General features: G+C 58.4%; 16 protein-coding genes and 1 riboswitch. All 16 genes read left to right on the forward strand.

What is annotated here, in order from left to right; translation table 11 throughout:
- The first annotated feature begins 121 nt into the window (after positions 1-121).
- The 16 genes from gspG (at position 122) to BLR00_RS03575 (ending at position 26,101) form a co-directional block, all read left to right on the forward strand.
- On the forward strand, positions 122-556 hold the full coding sequence (gene gspG, locus BLR00_RS03500; protein WP_074630826.1) for a type II secretion system major pseudopilin GspG: 435 nt from the start codon (positions 122-124) through the stop codon (positions 554-556).
- Between the two features lie 6 nt (positions 557-562).
- Entirely contained in the window at positions 563-1,747 is a 1,185-nt protein-coding gene (locus BLR00_RS03505) for a type II secretion system F family protein (protein ID WP_074630827.1), read from the forward strand.
- A gap of 71 nt (positions 1,748-1,818) precedes the next feature.
- A complete protein-coding gene (locus BLR00_RS03510; protein WP_074634112.1) occupies positions 1,819-3,522 on the forward strand; it encodes a GspE/PulE family protein in 1,704 nt (567 codons plus the stop codon).
- Positions 3,503-4,327, forward strand: coding sequence for a hypothetical protein (locus tag BLR00_RS03515; RefSeq protein ID WP_074630828.1), 825 nt, complete (start codon positions 3,503-3,505; stop codon positions 4,325-4,327). Before BLR00_RS03510 ends, BLR00_RS03515 begins: the two co-directional genes overlap by 20 nt.
- Positions 4,327-4,863, forward strand: a complete 537-nt coding sequence (locus tag BLR00_RS03520; RefSeq protein WP_074630829.1) for a fimbrial assembly protein — start codon at positions 4,327-4,329, stop codon at positions 4,861-4,863. The genes BLR00_RS03515 and BLR00_RS03520 overlap by 1 nt, the downstream gene beginning before the upstream one ends.
- Complete coding sequence (locus tag BLR00_RS03525) at positions 4,845-5,414, forward strand: hypothetical protein (protein WP_074630830.1); 570 nt, start codon at positions 4,845-4,847, stop codon at positions 5,412-5,414. The genes BLR00_RS03520 and BLR00_RS03525 overlap by 19 nt, the downstream gene beginning before the upstream one ends.
- Complete coding sequence (locus BLR00_RS03530; RefSeq protein ID WP_074630831.1) at positions 5,411-5,926, forward strand: secretion system X translation initiation factor; 516 nt, start codon at positions 5,411-5,413, stop codon at positions 5,924-5,926. The genes BLR00_RS03525 and BLR00_RS03530 overlap by 4 nt, the downstream gene beginning before the upstream one ends.
- An 11-nt stretch (positions 5,927-5,937) precedes the next feature.
- The gene (locus BLR00_RS03535; protein ID WP_074630832.1) at positions 5,938-8,205 is read left to right on the forward strand and encodes a secretin and TonB N-terminal domain-containing protein; all 2,268 of its coding nucleotides are present in this window, start codon (positions 5,938-5,940) and stop codon (positions 8,203-8,205) included.
- A 4-nt stretch (positions 8,206-8,209) separates the two neighbouring features.
- Positions 8,210-8,710 (forward strand): type II secretion system protein, encoded by a 501-nt coding sequence (locus BLR00_RS03540; protein WP_074630833.1) that lies wholly within the window; start codon positions 8,210-8,212, stop codon positions 8,708-8,710.
- Positions 8,711-8,713: 3 nt separating this feature from the next.
- The gene (locus tag BLR00_RS03545; protein ID WP_176759928.1) at positions 8,714-9,160 is read left to right on the forward strand and encodes a type II secretion system protein; all 447 of its coding nucleotides are present in this window, start codon (positions 8,714-8,716) and stop codon (positions 9,158-9,160) included.
- Positions 9,161-9,176: 16 nt separating this feature from the next.
- Complete coding sequence (locus tag BLR00_RS03550; RefSeq protein ID WP_074630834.1) at positions 9,177-9,827, forward strand: type II secretion system protein; 651 nt, start codon at positions 9,177-9,179, stop codon at positions 9,825-9,827.
- Between the two features lie 349 nt (positions 9,828-10,176).
- Positions 10,177-10,947 (forward strand): XrtB/PEP-CTERM-associated transcriptional regulator EpsA, encoded by a 771-nt coding sequence (epsA, locus tag BLR00_RS03555; RefSeq protein WP_256324037.1) that lies wholly within the window; start codon positions 10,177-10,179, stop codon positions 10,945-10,947.
- Between the two features lie 272 nt (positions 10,948-11,219).
- A riboswitch (cyclic di-GMP riboswitch) is annotated at positions 11,220-11,301 on the forward strand.
- A 95-nt stretch (positions 11,302-11,396) separates the two neighbouring features.
- Positions 11,397-12,278 (forward strand): PEP-CTERM sorting domain-containing protein, encoded by an 882-nt coding sequence (locus BLR00_RS03560; RefSeq protein ID WP_074630836.1) that lies wholly within the window; start codon positions 11,397-11,399, stop codon positions 12,276-12,278.
- A gap of 96 nt (positions 12,279-12,374) precedes the next feature.
- The gene (locus tag BLR00_RS03565; RefSeq protein WP_074630837.1) at positions 12,375-13,859 is read left to right on the forward strand and encodes a hypothetical protein; all 1,485 of its coding nucleotides are present in this window, start codon (positions 12,375-12,377) and stop codon (positions 13,857-13,859) included.
- A gap of 123 nt (positions 13,860-13,982) precedes the next feature.
- Positions 13,983-15,707, forward strand: coding sequence for a ShlB/FhaC/HecB family hemolysin secretion/activation protein (locus BLR00_RS03570; RefSeq protein WP_074630838.1), 1,725 nt, complete (start codon positions 13,983-13,985; stop codon positions 15,705-15,707).
- 122 nt (positions 15,708-15,829) lie between these two features.
- Positions 15,830-26,101 carry a filamentous haemagglutinin family protein gene (locus tag BLR00_RS03575; protein WP_074630839.1) on the forward strand — a complete coding sequence of 3,424 codons (10,272 nt, stop codon included), beginning with the start codon at positions 15,830-15,832 and terminating at the stop codon, positions 26,099-26,101.
- Positions 26,102-26,116 lie beyond the last annotated feature (15 nt).

The following is a 26,116-nucleotide window of genomic DNA, read 5'->3' on the forward strand; positions in this document are numbered from 1 at the left end:
TAACCGCTGGATTCAGGTTCAGGCATTTCATCCATCTCGTCGACTCTGGTAATCTTTTTGTCATGTGAGACCCATACACTCTGTACCATGCAAGTCTATGAACAGATCAAGAAATACTAAAATGAGATATTGGAGTATCCGGCGCCGTGCACAAGCGGAAAATGGATTCACGCTACTTGAGTTGCTGGTCGTCATGGTCATCATTGGACTGCTGGCCGGTTATGTGGCGCCCAAGTATTTTTCCCAAGTGGGCAAGTCCGAAGTCAAAGCAGCTCAGGCGCAAATCGATGCCATAGAAAAGGCGCTGGATCAGTATCGCCTGGATATCGGCCGCTACCCCGCCACCGAGCAAGGGTTGGCCGCACTGGTGACACGTCCGGGCAATGAACTGAGATGGCAGGGGCCTTATCTGAAAAAGGCAGTACCGCCTGATCCATGGGGGCGGCCATATATTTATAAAAATCCGGGCGAACGCTCGGAGTTCGATTTGTACTCCCAGGGCAAGGACGGCCAGCCTGGCGGGACGGGCGACGCGGCGGATATCACGAACTGGTAGACTGAGATGCGTTACGAAGTGAAAGCTGTGCTTACCGGAAAAGGCACGGTATTCCTCGAACTCGATGCGGAGAACGAGGATGACGCTCGTCTCCAGGTAACGTCGCAGGGCGGCATGGTTTTGAATGTGCGCCGAAGGCTTACTGGCTGGATGCCAAAATCCCGGCTGCGTTTTCCGCTGGCGCATTTCAGCCAGGAGTTATTGTCCCTGCTGGAAGCGGGACTCAGCCTGGTGGAGAGTATCGAGACGCTATTGGATAAAGAGCAGGATACCGCCGTGCGAAAAGTTATCGAGGGTCTGCTGGCGCGGCTCTATGAAGGCATCACTTTATCGCGCGCACTGGAGCTATATCCTCAAGCATTTCCCCCCCTGTATGTCGCGACTGCGCGGGCCAGCGAGCGCACCGGCGATCTGCCCGAAGCGCTGACGCGTTTCATCAGCTATCAGACGCAGATGGATCTGGTCCGCAAGAAACTGATCGGCGCTTCCATTTATCCGGTTCTTTTGCTGGTGATCGGGCTGCTGGTGGCAATGTTTCTGCTGGTTTTTGTCGTACCGAAGTTCAGCGCCATTTATGAGGACATGGGCTCCGACCTGCCCTGGCTTTCCGTCATGCTGATTGAATGGGGGCATTTCGTGCATGAACAGGGCGAACTATTGGCAGTCACCGGTACGGCCGCGCTTGGCGTTGTTATTTACGGCATAACGCGGCCATTGTTCAGAGTGTGGCTGGCTCAGCAATTATGGCGTATCCCCGCTATTGGAGAACGTATGCGGGTTTATCAGCTTGCCCGTTTCTATCGGACGCTGGGCATGTTGTTGCGCGGCGGCATTCCGATAACAAAAGCGCTGGAAATGGTCAGCGGCCTGCTGGAGCCGCATTTCCGGCCCAGGGTGAAGGCGGCTGCCGCTCGCATAAGCGAGGGAAAAACAATCTCCAGCGCGATGGAAGCAGAGGGGCTGACCACTGCGGTTGGCGATCGCATGCTGCGGGTCGGAGAAAGAACCGGTCTCATGGGAGAAATGATGGAGCGCATCGGCAACTTTCACGATGAAGAAATTGCACGCTGGGTCGAGTGGATGACGAAGCTGATCGAACCCTTGCTCATGGCAGTGATTGGCGGCGTGATCGGTGGAATTATCATACTCATGTATATGCCGATATTCCAGTTGGCGGGAAGCGTCAATTGAGTCAATTGGCTGAAGCCGCCGTACCGTTACCGTTGGCTGCAACGCTGCCGGTGGATGTGCTTTCCGAAAATATGGCTGACGCGGCGCGTGATCTCGCGTTCCCCTCGGCTGCAACGCCGCTGGTGGATGCGCGTCGGCTTGAGCAGGCGCGCGGAGAGGCTTTGATCCAAGGCGTTTCAGTGATGGCGGTTCTGGAAGAAACCTGCGGCCTTGCGCCCGATCAGCTGATTGCGGAACTCGGCCGTCTATTCCGGATGCCCGTATTGACGATGGAAGGTTTGCGGGCATTTCATCCTGCGTTTGAGACATTGTCTTTTAATGAGGCGGTTACACGGGAATGTGTATTGCTCCGGCGGGAGAAACAATACGTTCTTGCCGTGGGCAATCCATTCTCGCCTAACCTGAGATCGTGGGCGGAAGACCGGTTTGATGTCGCGGCAGCATGGCATCTGGTGCATCCCGCCGACCTGGCCGCTTTTTTTGCGCTGCAGGAAAAGACAATGCGCGCAATGGATAGTGTGCTCCCCGCAACGGAACGCGGGACCACGAAGGCGGGTGAGGAAGATCTTTCACTCAAGACGATTAATGAAGGCAGCAGCCCGGTGGTGCGGCTGGTGCATTCCACGCTGTATGACGCCCATAAGTCGCAGGCAAGCGATATTCACCTCGAAATGGTGACGGGCGCACTATCGATCAAATACCGGATCGATGGTGTGCTGAGCCTGATCGGTGTGGTGCAGGGCCCAGACCTGGCCGAGCAAGTGATTTCCCGGATCAAGGTGATGTCCGATCTGGACATTGCCGAACGCCGCGTACCGCAGGATGGCCGTTTCAAGATCTCGATCCAGGGACGGGAGATCGATTTCCGCGTTTCGATCATGCCGAGTATTTTTGGCGAGGATGCTGTGCTGCGCATTCTCGACCGGCAGGCGCTTGCCGACCATGTCGAGGGACTGACATTGAACCATCTTGGTTTCAATCAGGCTGCCATAGCGAGTTTCCGCCGTCTCAGTTCCGAACCGTATGGCATGTTGCTGGTTACCGGTCCTACCGGCAGCGGTAAGACTACAACACTGTACGCCGCAATTTCGGAAGTCAATGATGGGCAGGACAAAATTATCACTATAGAGGACCCAATCGAATACCAGCTACCCGGTGTGCTGCAGATTCCGGTCAACGAAAAAAAGGGGCTGACTTTTGTACGTGGTTTGCGCTCGATTTTGCGGCACGATCCGGACAAAATCATGGTTGGCGAAATCCGTGACCCCGAAACGGCGCAGATCGCCATACAAGCGGCGTTGACGGGCCATCTTGTATTTACCACGGTGCATGCCAATAACGTGTTCGACGTCATTGGCCGCTTCTCGCATATGGGGGTGGACCCCTATAGTTTTGTCTCCGCCTTGAACGGAATCGCCGCGCAACGGCTGATTCGTCTGCTTTGCTCACATTGCGCGGTGGAAGAACGGCCGGACGAGCAACTGATCACGGAATCCGGCATTACTTCCGAGCAAGCCGGCGAATTCCGGTTCCGCGTCGGCAAAGGTTGCGGCCAGTGCCGGGGGAGCGGTTACCGTGGGCGAAATGCAATCGCGGAAATGCTGGTATTGAACGATGAAATCCGTGAACTCATCATAGCGCGGGAGCCCATACGCCGGATAAAAGAGGCGGCGCGGCGCGGCGGTACCCGTTTCCTGCGTGAAGCGGCGCTGGAGATGGTGAAAACCGGGCAAACAAGTCTGCAGGAGGCCAATCGTGTCACCATTGTGGCGTGATCAGATGCGGATTTTTTTCGCGCCGGGCCGGGTCGAGCTGGTGCGTTCTTGCCGCGGAATAAAGCCGGTGCAGGCTGCCAGGCTGGCGGCGGCTTGCGAGCGCGATCCGGATTCGCCTGCCTGGGAGCAGCCGCTTAGGCAATTGGATCAGATGATCAGGGATGCCGCCGGCGTGGATATGACCATCACGATTTCCAACGACTTTGTGCGATACGCGGTGGTATCACCGCAAGCACAAATCCTGACTCCCGCCGAGTTGTACGCCTACGCGGCTTTTCACATGCGTGAGGTGTACGGAGAGAGAGCCGGGGCATGGACACTGAGCATGAGTGCCTGGGACCCATGCAACGGGGGCGTCTGCGCTGCGATAGAAAGTACCCTGCTTCAACGATTGAACGAACTCGCAACGCAACGCAAAGTCAGGTTAAAAAGTATAGTGCCGTACCTGTCGGGCGCCTTCGATCAATGGTGCAAACGATTCAAGGGGGACCGGATATGGTTTGCTCTCATGGAAACCGGGCGCCTTTGCCTCGTCTCGTTATCGAACGGCGTCTGGCAGGGGATACGCAACCAGCGTATGTTGCATAACGCGGAAGACGAGCTGCTTGCTGCGCTGGATCAGGAAGCGATATTGTTTTCAGCGCGCAAGGAAACCGTCGAGCAGGTCTATCTATTTGCGCCGGAGCATCCGGAATTGGCATTACCGGGAGATTGCGGCTGGCGGATTATTCCATTGCAGACCGAGAGTATGCCTGCACCGCCGCACTATCCGCTCGCTGTCGCGGCTCCAGACGGGAAAAGCTGATGCGTAGCCTGGGTCTGAAATTTCCTGACGGCGGGCAGGAAGCACGAAGTGCCGGATACATCATGCTGGCGCTGGGTATGCTTGCTTTAGCCGGTGTGCTCTATCAATATCAAGGGGCAACGGACGAAGTGGCCTACTGGGATTTGCGCATCGCCTCAATGGATGCACGGACGGGAAGGAAGACGAAGCCACTGGTTTCTCCAGCACAGGGAGGAGGGGAAATAAAGCAGGAAATTAGAAGAGCCAACGCGGTGCTGAGCGAGATCGACTTGCCGTGGGGTGCGCTCTTTGATTCTGTCGAATATGCAACAAGTCCCGAGGTGGCTCTGCTGGCGTTCCAGCCGGATGCCGCCGGCCGAACGATGCGAATGGGAGGTGAAGCAAAGAGTATGGCGGCACTGCTTGACTTCGTCAGCGCCCTGGAGCGCGAACCGGTCCTCAAGGATGCCTATCTGCTTAAGTATGAAATCAAGCAGGACGATCCGCAGCGGCCGATTATTTTTTCTGTTATGGCATCATGGATCGAAGCGTCCTGACAAATACATTGCTGCGGGTACGCTGGCAAACGGAGCGGCTTGGCAGTGCTGGAAAAATCGGCTTCGGGCTGCTGGTTTTCTCGGTTGTGTTTTTCTTTTCGGCGGTATTGCCGCGCCAGGCCGAGTCAAGCGCACTCATGGAGAAAGCCGAAATGATGCGATTGCATTTCCGGGCGGAACCGGTGCGTGTGTCAGGCAGAAAAATGCAAAGCGATCAAGGACTGGGGGATTTCTATGCTTTTTTCCCGAATATTGATTCATCACCGTTCTGGATCAAGGAACTGGTGCAGGTTGCGGAAGCAGCCAACGTGGAGATCAGCGGTAGCGAGTATCGTATGGTGCGCGACAAGGGATGGAAGCTTGCGCGCTATGAAATGATGCTGCCGGTTCGGGGCGGTTATCCGCAAATACGCGCTTTTATCGCCGATGCCTTGCGCGTTGTTCCCGCCATCGCGCTCGTGGATATTGTGATCAAACGTGAAGGCGTGGAGTCCGATTTGCTCGAAGCGAGTCTCAAGTTTCATCTTTATTTGAACGAAGGCAAGAGATGAAGACAACAGGACGGGGGCGCGTAGTGTGGCTGGGAGGCGCGTTGTTGGCGACACTTCTCGCTACCCAGTGGGTGAGCGGTGGAGATGGAGGCACGGATCCGGTAGCCGCCGTTCCCGAACAAAAGGCGCAAAGGGAGATAACAGGGGAGATGAAGGATTTGCGTGCCGCCGAAGATGACACCGCGCAACTGGAACTGGAGCGGCTGGAACGCAGAAAATTCAGTGCACAGGCGGGCGACCTTTTTAGCCGTCAATCGTGGATACCGCCCCCTCCCCCCGCGAAACCCCAGCCGCCCTCCCCGCCGCCCCTTATGTTCAAATATCTCGGCAAGGTGACCGAAGGGGATCAAACACAGGTCTTTCTCGCTTTGGCTGAACGCAACTATGTCGTCAAAGTGGGAGATAAAATAGATAACCAATATCGAGTGGATGAGGTGACCGATCACGCCATCACCCTGACTTATATACCGCTCAATGCCAAGCAGGTGCTTTCGACAGGCGGCGGAGTATAAAGAAACCCGTGATGAAAACTGGAAGGTATATTTTGATCGTGATGATCCCGGCCATATTTGCCGGATGCGCGACAAATAAGGATTTTGACGAGGGCAAGCAGCTTATTGCCCAAGGCAAGATGGATACCGGCCTGGCAAGCCTGGAAAAGGCGGCACGCGAAGAACCGGACAATCTGGAGATTCGCGCGGTGCTCGCGCGTCAGCGCGAGGCGGTAGCGGGACGCTTGCTCATCGAGGCCCAGAATGCCCGGTCCTCGGGCGATCTCGATGCCGCGGAGCAGAAATTTCGCCAAGTACTTGAAGTGAATCAGCGCAATGAACGTGCGCAGGTGGGTTTGGCGGCCATCGACATGGACCGCCGTCATATCGAGGCGTTGAAGCAGGCGGAAGCATTGCTTGAGCGCAATGACTATCCCGCCGCCGAAGCCGGGATCCGGTCGGTATTGCAGGAAAATCCGATGCAAGGGGATGCCCGCCGGCTGATAAGACAGCTTACCGAACTTCAGTTGCGAGACGGGGCGTCCATGGAGCCCACCTTGTTAAAAACAGGTTTCAAGCAACCGATTACCCTCGAGTTTCGCGATACCGGTTTGAAATCGATATTCGAAATCATGGCGCGTACCGCAGGAATCAACTTTGTATTCGACAAGGACGTCAAGCAGGATACCAAAACCACCGTTTTTTTGCGTAATACCCATATTGAGGATGTGTTCAAGCTGCTGCTCATGACAAATCAGCTGACACACAAAGTGCTGAACGAAAATTCAGTATTGATTTATCCCAATACGCCCGCCAAGCAGAAGGAATACCAGGACCTGGCGGTACGCAGTTTCTATGTCGCGAACGTGGATGTGAAACAAATGGTCGCCATGGTCAAGGGTCTGGTCAAAACCAAGGATATCCATGTGGACGAGGCGCTAAACCTCTTCGTCATGAAAGACACGCCGGACGCGATTCGACTCGTCGAGCGGCTGGTTACATTGAATGATCTGGCCGATCCCGAAGTCATGCTGGAAGTCGAGGTACTGGAAATCGGACGTAATAAACTGCAAAATCTTGGTTTACAGTACCCCGACAAGATCAATGTGAACATGCTCACCGCGGGCGGTGTGGCCGCCGGCATTCCTGCAACCTGGACGATTAATAGCACCGGGATCAACGACCTCGGCTGGAGCGCCGAGGGATTAACCGGATTTATTGCCAATCCCGCAGTGATCGTCAACCTCAAGCAGCAGGATGGGATCATCAATGTCCTCGCCAATCCACGCATTCGTGTCAAGAACCGCGAGAAAGCAAAAATTCTCATTGGCGACAAGGTTCCCGTCGTGACCACGACCGCCACCGCCAATGTCGGTGTGGCCTCATCGGTGAGTTATCTTGACGTGGGGCTCAAGCTGGATGTCGAATCCACGGTTTCGCTTCAGGATGAGGTATCCATGAAGGTCAGTCTCGAAGTCAGCAATATTGTCAAGGAAGTGCCCGTGACCGGGGGTGGGCTCGCCTATCAGGTGGGCACCCGTACCGCGGCGACCACGCTGATGCTGAGGGATGGTGAAACCCAGGTTCTGGCGGGATTGATCAGCGACGATGAGCGCATCACCATCACCAAGGTTCCCGGGTTGGGGGATTTGCCCTGGATTGGTAAATTATTTTCGAGTCAGAGTCTTACACGCAACAAGACCGAGATCGCGCTGTTGATAACGCCACGTATTCTGCGCAATATTTCACGGCGGACAAAAACAGATAGTGAGTTCCATTTTGGCACAGAGAACACTGCGGGCATGCTGCCGGTAAGGATCAGCAAGGTTGCGGCGCGATCGCTGGCGATATCATCCACGCCCACGGGAGGCGTGGCGGCGACTCAGAGGGATTTTCTGCGCCCTCCTCTCGATGAGTCTCGGCCGGTCCGTGAGGCCGCCGCGGCCGCCCCTCAAGTCGCGCCGGCGGTGCTATCTTTGAACGTGCCGGAACAGGTTGCGCCTGGCAAGGATTTCACCGTTAGCGTGAATCTTGCCGGTGCGGAAAACCTGCCCGCCGCCGACCTGGAACTGGATTACGACGCGGCCCAGCTTGAAGTGCTGGATGAGGGAGAAAAATCCGGGACACGCCAGTTGAAACTGGGCAAGGGCGGGGGGATGGCGAGTCTGACGTTCAAGATCATTGCGCAAAAATCGGGCACGGCTCAGGTCAGTGTCAGGAGCGTTACATTTCAGGGAGACAGCGAGGGTGCGCCACCCGAAGTTAAATTACCCCCTGCGGCGAATATCGAGATCCGTTGAGTGCATGGCGAAAATAATTCCGGCCGTAGGCCCAGCGGGAAACGGTGGTTTTTCCCTGGTCGAGTTGACAGTCGTGATGGCCATCATGGCGGTTCTGGTCTCCTCGGCCATGCCGTTGTATGAACTCACTGCGCAGCGCGAGAAAGAAAAAGAATTGAGGGTGGGACTAAGGCAGATCCGGGAAGCGCTCGATGCTTATAAAAGGGCGGTGAATGACGGGCGCATCGCTAGAAAAGCGGACGAATCGGACTATCCGCGCAAACTGGAAGATCTGGTCGCCGGGGTACCCGATGCCAAGGATCCGGAAAAGCGCAAGATCTATTTTTTGCGGCGACTGCCTCGTGATCCCATGTCCACCGACCCGGCGCTGCCGGATGCCGAAACCTGGGGCAAGCGTTCTTATGAAAGCCCGCCGGACAATCCGCAGGAGGGTAACGATGTTTTTGATGTGTACTCCCGTTCGCAACAGATTGGCTTGAATGGCATTGCTTACGACAGGTGGTGAGAGATGCGCAAAGCTTATTCCGCCTTCACTTTGAGAATCAGGCAAAGTGCCGGAAAAGCCGGCAGGTTTTCGGCAAAGAATTGGGGGTACTCCGGCTTTACCCTGATCGAATTACTGGTCGTAATGGCTATCATTGCAACCTTATTAAGTATTGTGGTGCCCCGGTATTTTAATTCGCTCGACAGATCCAAAGAAGTGGTGCTGCGGCAGGATCTCCACGTCATGCGCGATGCGATTGATAAATTTTATAGTGATACCGGAAAATACCCGAGCGAACTGAACGAATTGGTGGAGAAGCGATATTTGCGCGCTATTCCGGTCGACCCGCTGACGGAAAGCGCGGCAACATGGGTTGCCGTGCCTCCCCCCCGTGATGGCGGAGGGGTTTATGACGTGCGTAGCGGTTCACCTGAGCAGGCAAAAGATGGCACACTTTACGAGGCGTGGTAAAAAAGGGATCTGAGGCATGGGTGCGGAAAGAGGATTCACCTATATCTGGATACTCTTCACCGTCGCGCTGGCAGGTATTGTTCTGGCTGCCGCGGGACAACTATGGCAAACCGAAGCGCGACGGGAAAAAGAAGTGGAGCTTATGTTCGTGGGAGAACAGTTCAGACAGGCGATCGGGTCATACTACGAGAGTTCTCCGGGCATGCCCAAGCGTTTTCCGGATTCGGAGCAGAAATTGCTTTTCGATGACCGTTTCCCGATACCCAAACGGCATTTGCGCAAAATCTATTTCGATCCCATGACGGGCAGAGCAGAGTGGGGATTGATCAGAAAGCCCGGCATCGGAATTGTCGGAGTCCATAGTTTTTCGACCCGGAAACCATTTAAACGGGCAAATTTTCACGAGCGTTATGCGAAGTTCGCCGACGCAGCGAGTTATCAGGACTGGGCGTTCGTCTATACGCCGGGAGAGGCTGGCGGCATTCCGCAGCAACCGGGATCACAACCCCAATCTCCGTCTCCATCCAAGTCTCAGCCTTCACCTCAATCGCAACCCAAACCCCCATTCCAGCCGCAATCCTCGGCGCAACCGGAAGCATCACCCCCTTCACCCTCACCTGATCCATCGGCCGCGGCGGGTTCAGTTTCCCCGCCGCCCGCTTACTGAACCCACAGCAACTATTCCTCGCAACGGCAAGGGATGTCCCGACCGCGTTACATCCCTATGCGGTGCCGTCCCACTACAGGATCGCGCCATTCCGTTGTTGTATCTTGCCCGATTCAGGTTGAACGATCTTTTGACTCCGGATCTGCGCCGCGGCGCCATGAATGCCCGTATGCCGTCTGACATGATCCTTTCTGCCTGCATCATATTCACGAATTTGACACACGACCTTAATGATTCTGTCATCCAGAGCGCTGAAAATAGCCGGGCTCCGAAGTTGAGTAAGAATACAACTTTACCGATGTTGTGGCCGGGTATGCGACACAAATAAAATCAAGGCATAAGAGGCATCATGGGGGGAACCATTACTCTCACGGAACGAGAAATGGAATATCTGTTCCGGATCATCGACTCATCAACCTGTATTTTCCGGCGCCATCAATTCTTCCTCTGGTCACAAGGCGAGCTACAAAGCCTTTTGCCGCACGGCATGCTCATATGCGTGTTCGATGAGGGGTCCGGCCAATCGATCAGCATCGAAAAATTCAGCCGTACTGAAATAAGCGAGATTCTGTTTTCCGAGCTTTGCCGGCCGGATGGGGGCATCGTATTCCGTGTCATGTCGGCATGGAGCGCGGGCAAGAACCAGCCATTTCTACTTTGCCCTAATAATCCCAATGGCATTGCCTACAAGCATTTTGTGAATGATCTCAAGCGCGGTAATCTGGAGCGCGTCGCGGCGCACGGAATGTTCGATGCCAATGGCCGGACGAGCAGTCTGTTTGCCTTTACGCAAATTTCCGGTGTGTTAACCGAGCGCCACGCATACTTTCTCGAACTGCTGGCGCCTCATATGCATATGGCACTGGTACGAATGCTATTCCATGAACGGCATCACCAGCCCGGCGCCATGGTGGAAAAAAGCAGAAAACTCATCACGGACCGGGAGACGGAAGTTCTGCGCTATGTGCAGATGGGAAAGAGCAATCTTGAAATCGGGAGTTTGCTCAAAATCAGCCCCCTTACCGTTAAAAACCATATTCAAAAAATCCTGCGCAAATTGAATGTCAACAACCGGGCGCATGCGGTGGCCAAGGCGATGGCGTTGAAGATCACGCTCTAGCCGCTAGCGAGTCGTTGAGACATCCGGACACGAGCGGCTGCGTAGTCCGAACGCCTTATGAAAAATTCATCGACCTATCTATTTAACGTCACATCGGGTCTTTAACCTAAGAGGGCAGCATGAAAAAGGATTGATATGGATCAGGTGTCGTTCCGGTACGGAAAAATGAACAGGAAGGACTACAGAAACTACGGTCGAGCTTCATAAGCGCTTAACCATCACTGCATATAGTGGCAAGGGTCCGGCAGAAAGTGCAAGCACTTCACGCCAGACGGGAACAAAGCCAAACCCGTTGCGAGGCGGGGACGGAAAGCCGCGGGCCTAAGCGTTAGCGGAGGTAGCCGGGTTGCTCCAGGATGGCTGATCAGATGGGCCACGAGCCGCATGGGTCAGCCGGTTGAAATCGGATATCAGGCGCAACTCATTTAACTTTTTAGGGAGTATCAGTAATGAAAATGAACTTCAAGCTTAAGGCACTCGCGGTCGCCGCCATCATGGCAGCCTCGGCGCCGGCTTTTGCCGCTATCGACGGTGGCGTGACCGGCAACGGTGAACTCCTGCTCAACGTACGCTATTACGGTGGCGATTCCGCTACCACCGGTGGGGATGATATCTCGGCCTTGTTCGATCTGGGCTTAAAAATGAACGATGCGCTCGCCGCGAACAGCAGCCTGACCGGCCTTACTGGAACGTGGAACCTTAACTCCGGTGCCTACGGCGCTTCCTGGAATCAGCTGGTGAGTTTTGTCGGTGCGGCTAACGTAGGTCAAATCGAATTCAATGTGATTGCGCTGGATGACACCGACCGGAATATCGGCGGCGGTTCGCGTTATTTGACCACGGGCAGCGTGGATGCCTGGCCAAGTCAAGGGAATACGAATGTGAAAGCATTTAACGGCATGGATTCGTATGTCAACGCTAATAACAGCCGCGGCACCCATGCCACCGATGCCAACGGTGCCAGTGTTGCCATGCCGACGGATGCAGTCAGCACTTTCTTTGGCGCAATTGGTAGTGGTGTGCCGTCGCAGGGGGACAATTGGTTGACGAAGACCAGCGTCGACACCACCCAGGTGTTGGGCTCCGAGCAGAACTTCTGGTTCCTGACGACTTCCTCCGCTTCCAATCTTGCCCAGGCCACCAAGACTCCTTTCGGTGTTGATCTGAATCACGACGGCGTTATTGGCGCGGGCGAATTCACAAAAATTACGTTGAGTGATGCCGGTATCCTCAGCATCACCAGCCCGGTGCCGGAAGCCGATACTTGGGCCATGCTGCTGGCTGGGCTCGGCATGCTCGGCGCGATGGTCCGCCGCCGGACAGGCGCCTGAAACCACCGCCACTCGCTTCTTCGATCCGCTTCCGCCTCCCTTTGGGGAGGTGGGACAGGAACAAATACGCTATCAACCAGTTAAAAGGATATCGAGATGAAAATGAAACTGAGTAAAATCGCGCTGGCCATGGCGGCGCTGGGCACGGTCCCGGCCGCGTTCGCCCTCACCCCCGCACAGATTGCTGCCGGCCCCACTACCTACGTATGGTTGTCCGGTGCGTCCGCCCCCAGCAATGCCGTATTCCGCAGTGTGATGTCGCTCTGCAATGGCCTGGCCGGCAACGGCGGCGCCAATGACGCCCACATGTACCTGGAAAGCACCGGCACCGAGCCCGGCAAGAGCAGCGGCGACCGGGTCGCCTATGCCTGCACCATGAGTGCCGCCGCCGGTTCGCTGGCGGGCAAGAAAGTGGTGGTGTACCACACAGTTGAAGCAGGTTCCTTCAACGCCTACGCCCCGCATCTGAGCATGGCGGGCGAGCCCAATCCCAATGGTTACCTGCCGGGCAATATCAAACGCGTCAATAATCTGGCATTGCTGGGCGCTGCCGGTAAATGCGCCGCAGGCGCTGCCGGCAGCACCAACGTCGTCCTGAACGGTGTGTCCTATGCCATCGGCCGTTACAACAACTGTAGCGACACGGTTACCAAGACCTTCACCACCACGCTCAAAGGCGATGCCTCGGGTCTTCCCGGCCAGAGCTATCCCGATGGCGGTTTTTCCGACACCGAGTACACGATCAACAAGCAGAACCTGGAGATCGGACGGGATCTGGCCGCAATCGGTAGCGAGGTGGCAACCAACATCGGCCAGACCTTCGGCGTGGCGGTAAGCTACCCGCTGTACCTCCAGCTGCAAAAGAATGACGTGGCCGACGGTTTGCTGGCCGCGACGTGCGACGATGGCACGCCCACCGCCCCTAATCTCACCCCTGCCTGCCAGCCGAGCATGCCCGTCCAGCGCTATACCGCTGTTGCCGGCCAAGCTACGATTGGCAGCGTGGACGGCAGCATCTTCGGTGGACCTGCCGGTTCCGTGGTCAACCTGGCGCGCCGCGTGCCTACCTCCGGTACCCAGTCCGCTTCCAATATACGCTTCCTGGCCAAGCCTTGCGCCCCGGGCGCGCTGGAACCGGCGCGTGCCACCGACGGCACGTCTACCGCGGTTGTGACCGAGCAGTCCAGCACCGGCGGCGTGAAAACCGCACTGAACACGGCAACCGGCGCGGGCCAATTCGCCCTGGGTGTGGTATCCATGGAAAACACCCCAGCGCCCACCGCCACAGCGGATCGCTGGGCTTTCGTCAAACTGAATCGTGTATCCCCCAACTCCGATGCCCAGCAGCGCGAGGAAGCGATGGATGGGTCTTACGACTTCTGGTATGAAATGGCGGCGTTTACCGCCGGCGGTTCGGTCAGTCCTGCCAGCGCCAGTGGCGCCGCACTGATCGCGGCAGTCACCGGTACCCTGGGGGAGAGCGATCTGAAGGGCATCTTCGCTACACCGGTGGCCGGTTCCAGCGGCCCCACCTCCAAGGGTGCGCGTCTTGGCAACTCCTGCCAGCCTGCGGTCCAGTAGTAATCGCGTTTGACAGGCGGTGCAATGCCGCCGGTAGAGGTAGTGTTCGGGACAACCCTTTCGAGGGTTGTCCCATTTGTACATATGGAAGCCGGGTGGTCAAAGTGGGTTTGGATGTTGCGAATGATTAGGGAACCGCTGAATCAGTCTCCAATTTTGCTGGCAGGCGGTAAGCCTTGGCACAGGGGGACCGGCTACGTCCCCAGTTTTCTTTGGGGTGGGCGGCGTGATTCTACCGCTCTTGCGAGCGGTGCGCGCCGTGGAGGGCTGATTCAGCGGTTCCTTCGTAATGCGCTGCGTACGGGATACCTGGCGTATCTGGTTTGCCTGATGGGATGGATGCCCGCATCCCACGCGCAAGATGCGCGATTCGATATATTTGAATATCGGGTCCAGGGTGCGACATTGTTGCCTGTCACGATGATAGAGCAAGCGGTTTATCCCTACATGGGCGAGAAAAAATCCTTGGAGGAGGTGGAGCAGGCGCGTGATGCGCTGGAACGCGCCTATCATGACTCGGGCTATCTCACGGTTCTGGTGAGCATTCCACAGCAAAAAGTCCAAGATGGAGTTGTCAACCTGACAGTCACCGAAGCGCCGGTGAAACGCCTGCGTGTGGTCGATTCGCGCTATTTCAGCCCGGCTGATATCAAAGCCGCGGTACCGGAGCTGGCGGAGGGGAACGTGCCGAACTTCACTGAGATGCAGAAACAGCTTGCATCCCTGAATCGCACAGCCGATCGCGGGGTCACCCCGGTTTTAAGGGCGGGTAAAACGCCCGGCACGGTGGAAGTCGATCTGAAAGTGAAGGATCAGTTGCCATTGCACGGCAGCATAGAGCTGAACAGCCGGCAGATTCCGAATACGACACTGACGCGGCTCAGTGCGAATGTAAGCTGGGACAATCTGTGGCACAAGCAGCACAGTCTCGGGGTGACCGCACTCATTACGCCGCAGAACCCCGACCAGAGCAAGGTGATTTCAGGCAACTACACCATGCCCATGGCGTTTGGTGGCTTTCTCGCCTTGTATAGCGTCTATTCCGCGTCCGACGTGGCGTCGGTGGGCGCGCTCAATGTGCTGGGCAATGGCTTGATAGTCGGGGGGCGCTACATCCTGCCGCTGCCGGGAGGTCAAACATTCTTCCATACCGCAACGCTGGGGGTGGACTACAAGGATTTTGGCCAGGCAGTGAATCTTCTTGACGGCGGCAGCTTTAATACGCCCATCAGCTATCTGCCCTTTACCGTGGGGTGGGACGGTACCTGGGTAGGAGAAAGGCGTAATACCAAACTTGGACTATCGCTGAATTTCCATGTGCGCGGGCTGGTCGGGGATGAAGCGGAATTTGCCAACAAGCGGTTCAAGGCACACTCCAATTACATGTTTCTGCGCGGTAATTTTTCCCATACCGAAACTTTCCGCCAAGGATGGGGTTTGTATGGGCGCGCCAGCTGGCAGATCGCGGACCAACCGCTTATCAATAATGAGCAGTCCATCGTCGGCGGGATAAGTACCGTGCGCGGCTATTTCGAAGTCGCGGCTTTGGGTGACGACAGTGCCACGGGAGGGCTGGAAGCTTTTACGCCCAATTATGCGAAGCATCTGACCACCGCGCTGGAAGAATTCCATCTGCTGGCTTTCATAGACGGAGGTTATGTGCGGGTGAAGCAACCATTGCCCGGCCAGATCGACCATTTCAATCTGCTCGGTACCGGAACGGGTTTGCGCCTCAAGGCCCGGCACGGTTTTACGGCTGAATTCAGCTGGGCGGTGGCGCTGGAAGATGTGAACAGAACGAAAGCAGGGGATAAGCGTGTGCATTTTCTGGTGCGGCAGGCGTGGTGATGCCGATTGAGACAAAGTTTATTTTTGTCATCGTATGACCGATATCGAAGCCGTATTCAGAAAACCGGCATAAGCGCGCAAGACACTGCATTCGGCCGGATTACAAAAAAAGCGGGGAGAATATGAATCGCAAACTATACAGACTAATTTTCAGCACCGGCCTGAGCATGCTGGTACCCGCGGCGGAAACCGTACGCAGCCGTGGCAAGGCGGGAAGTGGCGCCGCGCTGCTGACAGGGTTGTTACTGGCAGAGTTACTGCTGAGTGCGTCGGCGCAGGCCGAGTTGCCCGTGCCTTGTGCGGGCGGCAGTTGCGGCGGCGGGATACCGGATTTCGTCACCGCCGGGCAGGCAAATTATCATGTCCATGACCACCAGGCCATTGTTAACCAGGTGGGCGACAAGGCCATTCTCAATTGGGAAAGTTTTAATGTCAGCCCCGGCCATTCGGTGCAGTTCCAGCAGGTAGAGAGCCTCGCCGCACAGAATCTGGTGCAGGGCGCGAACTTCACCACGCTCAACCGCGTCTGGGACAATGATCCCAGCGTGATCGCCGGCATCCTCAGCCAGGCAGTTGGGCAGAATGCAAATATCATCCTGGTCAACACCAATGGCATCGCTTTCATGGGTTCCTCGCAGGTGAACCTCGGCAGCTTCACCGCCAGCAGTCTGGATATTGCCGACAGCTTCATCCTTAATTCCTTCCTGACCACGCAGAAGACGACCCCGCAATTTGAGGGCACGGGTGGTTTCATCAAGGTGTTCGAGGGCGCACGCATCACGGCGGGCAGCCAGGGCCGGGTGATGCTGATCGCGCCGACAGTGATCAATAAAGGCACGGTGGCAGCGCCCGACGGACAGGTGATCGCGGCGGCGGGCACCAGGGTGTTTTTGCGTTCGGCTTCGGCTGAACCCAAAGATGTCAATGTGCGCGGCCTGCTGGTGGAAGTGGACAGCCCGGCCGGCCTCGCTGATTTCGAAACGGCCAACACTGGTGTCAAGGATGGCAAGCTGGATGGCCAGACCGTGGCACTGAAAGAGTCTGCCTTGGACAAGCTCGGCCATGTCACCAATCTGGGCGAGCTGAGCACGCCGCGCGGCAACGTCACCATGGTGGGATATGCGGTCAACCAGCAGGGCATCGCACGGGCGACGACCTCGGTAATTGCCAATGGCTCGGTGTACCTGCTGGCGAAGGATGCGGCAACGGGGCAGGACAATTCCACGCGTGGTGGCCGCGCGGTACTCGGCGCCGGCAGCCTGACCGAGGTATTGCCGGACGTATCCGACTCTACTGGCGTGCTGGATGGGCTGACCGGCACCGGACTGGTACTCTCCTCCCAGGTGAAAGTGGTGGGGCAGGATGTGCGGATGGAGGGCGGCGCGGCGATCAATGCGCCGGCGGGTGAAGTGAATTTCATCGCTGTGGACAATCCCAGCTTGCTATTTACCAATGATCCGGTCACGCAGATGTTTGATGCGCCCGTCTCTGATGCTGCCCGTGTTCATATTGCCAGCGGTGCGCGCATCAATGTGGCCGGATTGGAAAATGTGGCTGTTTCCACGGCGCGCAATGGGGTGGAAGTCGAACTGCGGGGGGATGAGCTGAAAGACTCTCCGGTCAATCGCGACGGCCCGCTTCGCAGTCAGAAGGTTTTTGTCGATATCAATCGTGCCCTGGCCAACGCTAACGCGGGTAAACCCACGCTCATCGCCAAGGACAGTCTGCAATCCTATCAGGCGCGCCTGGAACGGAGCGTGGCCGAACGCTCGACCGAGGGGGGGACTGTGCGTGTAAGCTCTCAGGGCGAGGCCATCATCGAATCCGGCGCGGTGATTGACCTGTCGGGCGGCAGCCTGAATTATACTCCGGCCAGCGTGCCTACCACGCTGCTCATGTCCCGTGGCGTATTGACCGACATCGCCAATGCCCGCGCTGATGTGCGTTATGACGGCATTGCCACCCGCTATGTGCAGGACTTCGGCCGCTGGAACATAAAAGAGGTGATCGACCTGGGGCAGAGCTTCAACTATGACCCCGGCTATGCCGAGGGCAAGAATGCCGGCGCACTGGAAGTTATCGGTCTGCGGGCGAGCGTGATGCAGGCTGATATTCAGGGCCGCACCATCGTTGGCGAAGTACAGCGCGACCTTGGCATCATGCCTGCTGGCGCGCGTTTGAGGGTGGGCTACGACCCAGTGGCTGCTCCCCTTCTCGGGGGAAGTATTGAATTCAAACTTAACCAGTTGGTCGAGTTGAGCAGCAGCGGCGCCCTCCTGCCGGCGGGATTCAAGTTTGGCGATGCGTTATCATCCGATCTCATCAATACCCTAAGCCTCAATCCCGCATTGCTAGGCAAGGATAAAGTTGCCAACCTGGAAGTTTTCAGTAACAAGGCGGTGGCAGTGCGTGAAGTTCTGCGTGTCCCGCAGGGAGGCAGCGTGCATATCACGGCGGAGGGTATATCGGTCGGCGCCGATATCGAGGCCCCAAGCGGCTCGATTGTGCTCGATGCACATAGAAACGAGCTACCCGGTCGCTCACCAGATCCATTAAATGTTGTGGTGGCCGATGGCGTGGTGCTGTCGGCACGAGGGGCCTGGGTGAATGAATTACGCGGCGTGCCGACGGGTTCGGGCGAGGTCGCACTGGTGCATGGCGGTAAAATCATGCTTACCGCGGTTGACAATGTTGCGCTGGGACAAAACACGCTGCTGGATGTCACTGGCGGCGGCCGGCTCAGGGTCGATGGCCGCGGCAGTGTCATCGCCGGCGATGGCGGCGAGATCAGCCTGTCGGGCCACGCAGTGTCGGGTGTCACCGAGGAGAATATGCATGGCTACGGCATCGGCAAAGGTGGCATGCTGACTGTTTTCAGCAATAAAATCCGGATCGGCGGCACGCCGGACAGCACTGCCGGCACGGTCAACCTGGGCGCCGGATTTTTTGAGCGTGGCGGGTTTGCCGATGTCAATCTTGCGGGGATTGACAATGTGACCTTATCCGAGGGTGTCCGGATCAAGCCGGCTGTCCTTAGCCTGGAATTGCAGCCTGACTATACCCTGCGCTCCAGCGGCGGCAGGGTGGAGGATTTTACCCGCCAGGTAAAGCTGGATGACCTGGTGCGCCAACCAGCGAATTTGAGCCTGACGGCAAAAAATACCGCGGATGGGACGGGTGATTTGTCGATCGGCACGGGCGCACGCATCGAGGCCGATCCCAGGGCAAACATCACGCTGTCGGCCGGGCGCCTGCTGGATATACAAGGGAGCATCAGCGCGCCCGGCGGCAGCATTGCGGCGACGCTCGATCATGACCAGAGCTTTGATTTCAATGCAAGCAATAGTCTGTGGCTGGGCAAGCAGGCGGTTCTCGATGTATCAGGCGCAGCGCTGACTTTTCTTGACAACAATCGCCTTACACAGGGCGAAGTGCTGAATGGTGGCACCGTTGCTTTGAATGCACAATATGGCTATGTTGTGGCTGAGGCGGGTTCGAGTATCAAGATGGCGGGGGCTGCGCCGGTACGGCTGGATATTCTGAATGAGGCGGGGGGGCTGGGGCAGTGGGTGGGCAGCGACGCGGGTTCGCTCGGTATTATCGCACGCGAGGGAATTCTGCTGGACGGGACCCTGCTGGCGCAGGCGGGTGGTGTATTCAATCGCGGTGGAACGTTTGACCTTGTTCTGGGACTTGAAGATGTGGGTGATGCGCTCACTAAAGGCTTTCCACTTGGAGAGCGCGTGCTGAGTCTGGCACCGGCAGTGGCGCCGCTGGCAGGCGGACTGGCTCCGGGCGCCGCCATCCCCGGCGGGTTGAACGGGCAGGCAAAGGTTGGCACTACAGCGCTGGAAACGGCAGGTTTCGATCGCATCACACTCAAAAGCCGCGACGCTATCCGGCTGGAAGACAATCTGAATCTGGGCGCCAATCGGGCATTATCATTGAAAGAGGTAGTGCTCGACGCGCCGCGTATCGAAACGGCGGGAGGGAATGCCGCACTGAAGGCGGAGACCCTGCGATTGGGAAATTACGACATAAACCGTGTGGATGTGGTCAACACGCCGGTTGCCGGCAGCGGCACACTCAAGGCGGCTGCACAATTGCTGGAACTCGCGGGCAACCTGACCCTGACCGGCATGGCACGCGCCGAACTGAACGGCACCCAGGAAGTCAGGCTGTCGGGGGTAAGCAGCGGCGGCTTGCCGCGTCCGACAGGCACGCTCGCGAGCGCGTCCGATCTGCTTTTCAGCGGTGCGGTGATCGCCCCCACAACCTATAGCCAGATCAACATCCAGGCGCCGGGGCAAACGGTTGCATTCAGCCGCAATACCCTGCCGCCATCACTGCCGCTATCCGCCCTGGGCAGCCTTACGGTTACGGCCGCGAATATCGTGCAGGACGGCAATGTGTGGGCGCCGTTCGGCCAACTCGCTTTCAACGCCACCGATACCTTGACGTTCAAGGAAGGCAGCCTGACCTCGATCTCCGCCACGCCCGGCAGCCTGATTTCGTTTGGCATGCTGGTGAATGGCCGCAGCTGGGTGTACAGGCCCGACTCGAACGAAATCCCGCAGTCTGGCTTGACCGAAAAATCCATACGCACCCAGGCGGCGAATATCGACATGCAGGCTGGCGCAACTCTGGATCTCGCCGGCGGCGGCGACTTGCAGGCCTACGAGTTCAGCGTGGGTCCAGGGGGGTCGCGCGATATCCTGAACGATGCCCATACCTATGCCATCCTGCCGGGCTATGCGAGCGGATTCGCCCCAGGCGACAGGCAGGAGAGCACTGGTTTCGACCGCGCGGCGGGGGATGCCGTGTATCTCTCCGGCATACCGGGTCTGCCGGCAGGTGTGTACACCTTGCTGCCCGCGCACTATGCACTGCTGCCCGGCGCGTATGCGGTAAGGCTGCACACGGACGTGCATAACCTGTTGCCGGGTCAGGCTTACAGCAGGCAGGATGGCACCCAGGTCGTGCCGGGTTATGTCACGGACAGCCGGGCACCGGTAGGGGGGCCGCGTGACGCCTTGTGGAGCGGATTTGAAGTGCTGACCCGTGAGCAGGTTTTGCAGCGGTCGGAAATTACGCTGACCCGTGCTTCGGACTTTTTCGCCGCCAACCCTGTTCGCCCGCAGGACGGTGGGCTTCTCTCCATCGATACCGCGGGCGGGCTGCAGCTGGATGCCCTTTTCAAACTGGGCGCGGCCGGGGGCGGCCGGGGGGCGGCGGTGGATATCAGCGCGTTTAAAATCGCCATCACCAACGGCACGTCGTCCGGAACGCAGGGAATCGATCCGCTGGCCACGCGTATCGCGGCCAGCACGCTCAACGCCATGGGTGCGGCCAGCCTGTTCCTGGGTGGCACGCGCAGCCTCGCCCTGGGTAGCGCCAGCACACTCCTCACGGTTAATGCCGAGGAGGTGATATTGGCCAACGACGCCAATCACGCCCTGAAGGGCGACGAAATCATCCTGGCGGCGAAGGATACCCTGACGCTGAAAGCCGGTAGCGCTATCGAGACGCAAGACCCTACGCCCGGTGCGGGGGGCGATGCGAATAACACAAATCGCTACGAAACCGCCGGCAATGGCGCCCTGGTACGGGTCGCGTCAACGTCCGCCAGCTTTTCGCGTACCGGTAGCCCGGATCGCAGCGTGGGTACGCTGGCGGGTGAAACCGGCAGCACGATCCGTTCGGCAAATTCGATCACGCTGGACGCCACACTGCAGAATGCGTTTACGGGCACCACCCTTTTTGCTGACGATAAGGGTAATCCGGTCGCCGGAAATTTGACAATAGGCGCGACCCGCGTCAATTTTGGCAATGCGTCGGCGGGTGCCGAAGGCCTGATATTCAGCCAGGCGGAACTGGACAGCCTGAACAGCCTGAATTCGTTGACGCTGACAAGTTACACCACCTTTGATCTGTATGGCGATGTCAGCGTGGGCGGTGTGAATGCCGAGGGCAAGCCGACTCTGCAAGCCTTGAATCTGTCGGGTGCCGGGCTGGCCGGGCTGAACAACGGCGGTAAAACCGCAAATCTGCGCGCAACCAGCATCGTACTCTCCAACCCGGCGGCAGCGGTATTCACCGCCGGTAGCACACCCAGCAACGGCGTACTGGCGATCCAGGCGGACAAACTGGTGCTGGGCGAAGGCGCCAAAGCCATCCAGGGATTTTCCCAGGTCGACATCCGCGCCAATGAACTCATCGGGCGCGGCTCGGGCAGCACCGATATCGCCGCCGCAACTGCAAACCTGAATGTCGCGCGCCTCAGTGGCGAGCTGGGGGCCAACCAGACCCTGACCACAACCGGCTCGCTCAGCGTAGCCGACACGGCGGCAGACCGTGCGCTCGCGCCAGTGACTGCGCTGGGGGCGAGATGGGCGCTGTCGGGCACGGATTTGATGTTCGATACCGAGGCCATCTTGCCCTCGGGGCAGCTCCAACTGACAGCGACGTCCGGCAATCTTACGCTGGGCGCGAACGCGGTAGCGAGCGCTGCCGGACGTTCGGTGGCTTTTTTCGACGTCGAGCGCGCCTCGCCCGGCGGTACCGTCGAGCTGGCCAGCGATAACGGAAACGTGGTGGTGCAAACCGGCGCCCAGGTGAATGTCTCCGCGTCGCCGGGCGGCGACGCGGGCAAGGTGATCGTGCGCGCAGCCAATGGTACGGCGGACATAGCAGCCGGCAGTTTGCAGGGCGCGGCCCTGGCGAATGCTGGCGGCGTCCGGGGCGAGGGCGGGCGCTTCGACCTGGATGTGGCTGCGCTGACCGACTTCTCCGCGCTGAACACGGCGCTCAACCAGGGCGTATTCGATGGCGCGAGGACGCTGCGTGTGCGCACCGGCGATGTCAGCCTGGCTGCAACCGATACGGTCAAGGCCAAGGACATCCATATTGCCGTGGATGGCGGCAAGCTCGATGTCGCGGGGCATGTCGATGCCTCGGGTGGCGATGCGGGCAACATCCGTCTTTATGCAAAGAACGATGTAACGGTGCTGGCAAGTGCAAAGCTGGATGCCTACGCCACCGGCAATGGTAAGCATGGCGGTGAAGTGGAAATCGGCACCACCGCAGGGAGGCTGAATCTCGCTGCGGGCAGTACCCTGGACGTGCATGGAGGTAGTGGCGCCCAGGCGAGCGAGGGAGGAGAGGTGTTGCTGCGCGCACCCCGCACCGGCGGCGGCGCAGGCAGCGACGTGGCGGTGGGCAGCATCAACAGCAACATCAGCGGTGCTCGATCAGTAGTGGTCGAAGCGGTCAAGGTCTACGACAATATTACCACCCTTACCGGTAGCGGTGCGAGCAGCGGCACGACGCTGAGCCTGGATACGGTGAACACCGACAACACCAGCTTCGCGTCTCACGCTGCCGCGATAACCTCGCGGCTGGGCAAGGCCGGCGATCCTGTCTTCCATGTGCGCACCGGGGTTGAAGTGCGTTCGGCCGGAGACCTCGCGCTCAGCAATAACTGGAATCTCGCCGCCCGCCCCGCGGGGGAAGAGCCGGGCATGCTGACCCTGCGGGCGGCGGGCAACCTCAATCTCGATAACAATCTGTCGGATGGATTTAATGTGGCGACGCCATTCAGCAGCGGCACCACGCCGGCTACGCTGTTGCCTGGTGATTCCTGGGGTTACCGGCTGGTTGCGGGAGCGGATGCCGAGGCGGCCAATCCGCTGGCGGTCAGGGCGGGCAGCGGTGACGTCACGTTGGCGGCAGGCAAGCTCGTGCGCACCGGCACCGGTGACATCCGCATTGCGGCGGGGCGCGATATCAGGCTGGCTGACGAAAAAGCGGTGATTTATACCGCAGGCCGGATTGCTGATTTGGCTAATGGGTTTGTCGTACCCGCCAATGCGCAGTTCAGCCAGGGCGGCGGCGACGTGAGCCTGGCGGCGGCAGGCGATATCGTGGGCATACCGTCGAAACAGCTCTATTCCAACTGGCTGTTTCGCCAGGGAAAGTTGAATGATGCCACTGGCGAATATACGCTCCAGCCTGCCTGGTGGGTGCGTTTCGACCAGTTCCAGCAGGGGATCGGTGCGCTGGGCGGCGGCAATGTCACGCTCACTGCCGGCGGTAAGGTGGAAAACGTTTCCGCCAGTACGCCGACGCAGGCGCGCATGATGGCGACTGCGCCGGATGCCGGTCAACTGGTGAAAACCGGCGGCGGTGATGTGCGGGTGGAGACCGGTGGCGATTTGCTGGGTGGCCAATATTATGCCGACCGTGGCGGCTTGGTACTGAAGGCGGGTGGCAAGGTGGACAGCGGGCAAGATGTGAGCGGTAGTCCACTTTACACCATCCTGGCGCTGGGTGACGCGCAGGCGCGGGTGCAGGCGCAGGGCGATGTCAATATCCACACGGTGCTGAATCCGCATCTGGTAGTTCAGTCATCTGGCAACAGTGCGGTGTTTAATATTAACAATGCAAACAATCCTGGCTGGAGCCTGTTTTCGACTTACGGCGCGGACAGCGGCGTGGATATGCAAAGCCTGGATGGCAAGGTGGCGCTTCACAATGGTGGAGGGGGAAGTACGGATATTGCGAGTAACCAGGGAGCTTACAGTAAAAACCAAGGTCCCAATGGCCCAGGGCTCAACTTCGGCATCTCCGGTAGCAGATGGCGACCGACGCTGCTTTCCCTTCTGCCGCCCAACCTGTCAGCCACGGCGTTTCAGAATGACATTTTCCTGAACGACGGTAACACCGACATCGTGTTAAGTCCCTCGGCGCGCGCGCAGTTGACGTTGCTGGCGGCAAATTCGATCAATATTCCCGCGAGTATAGTCATGAGCGACCGGGATCCTGCGCTGATACCGGATGCGATCAGGCCCGGCACAGAATACACCCAGTTTCCGACTACTCAACTGAGGCCCGAAGATGTTGTCCTTACTCATGCCGCCGTTCCCGTCCATACTGGTGATACCCAGCCGGCACGGGTCTACGCGGTGGCGGGGGATATCCGGGGCAACCAGGAGGGGCCTCCCAACCTGGACTTGGCCAAGGCAGTTCGGGTACGTGCGGGTCAGGATGTGCGCGATGTGGGCATTCTGGCGCAGCACGCCAATGCCGGCGATCTCAGCCAGGTGGTGGCGGGCAGGGATGTGGCCTTTATTTCGGGAAACGCCCGGACAGATAACGCCAAAATCTGGGTGGGTGGCCTGGGACGGCTGGAGGTGACCGCGGGACGTAATATCGACCTTGGAACATCGGCGGGCATCGTCAGCCGGGGCGACCTCGACAATGCCGAACTGCCCAGGGGCGGTGCCGATATTCATGTGGCGGCAGGGGTGGGTGCGCAGGGAATCGACTATACCGGCGCCGTTGACCGGCTGGCCGCCGAATTGGAAAAAGCAGGTAGCAACCCGGATGATGCCTTGCTATGGCAGGCACGCTGGCTGGTGGGGAACGCCGATTTGAACGGCGCCGATGCACTGGCGGCGGTCCAGGCGGTTCAGGCACTGGATGCGGATACCCAGCGCGGCATGGTGCGCGAGATGGTCTATACCGCCTTGCTGGTCACCGGTCGCGACACGAACAATCCTAACAGTCCGTTCGCGGGAGATTTTGAACGTGGCTATGCGACGCTGGATCTGGTGTTTCCGGGGATGCGCGAGAAGAATGACGATGGCAGCTTCAAGAATTACCAAGGGGAGATCAACCTGTTCGCCAGCCGCATCAAGACCGAGCGTGGCGGCAATATCGAATTCATGGTGCCTGGCGGCGACCTGATCGTCGGTCTCAGCAATACGCCGGCAGTGCTGGTGGATACCGGCAATGATGTCCTGGGTATGCTCACGGTGGCCGACGGTAATGTGCGTGGATTCACCCGCAACAATATCCTGGTCAATCAGTCGCGCATTCTGACCGTGGGCGGGGGGGATGTGCTGCTGTGGTCGAGCGAGGGCGATATCGACGCCGGCAAAGGCAAGAAGACGGCGACCGCGGTGCCGCCGCCGATCATCAAGGTGGATTCGCAGGGCAACGTGACGCAGGAATTGCAGGGCGCCGCTTCCGGCAGCGGGATCGGTGCGCTTTCCAGCGGCGGCAAGGTCGCGGGCGACATCGACCTGATCGCACCCAAGGGAACAGTGAATGCGGGCGACGCCGGCATCCGGGCGAACAACCTCAATATCGCCGCTTCGGTCGTGCTGGGCGCGGACAATATTGCCGTGGCCGGGACTTCCACCGGCACCCCGGTAGCGGATGCCAGCGCGGTCAGTGCCACTACCTCGGGCGCTGCTTCGCAAGGAGATGATGTATCCAAGGCGACGGCGGCTTTGTCTCAGAATCTGTCGGATGCCGCACGGACTGCCGACGCGATGAGAAAAATCAAACCCACCTTTATTTCAGCCGAGGTGATCGGGCGCGGGGAATAGAAGGAATAGGGATAG

The organism is Nitrosospira multiformis (assembly GCF_900103165.1).
Lineage (GTDB): Bacteria > Pseudomonadota > Gammaproteobacteria > Burkholderiales > Nitrosomonadaceae > Nitrosospira > Nitrosospira multiformis_D.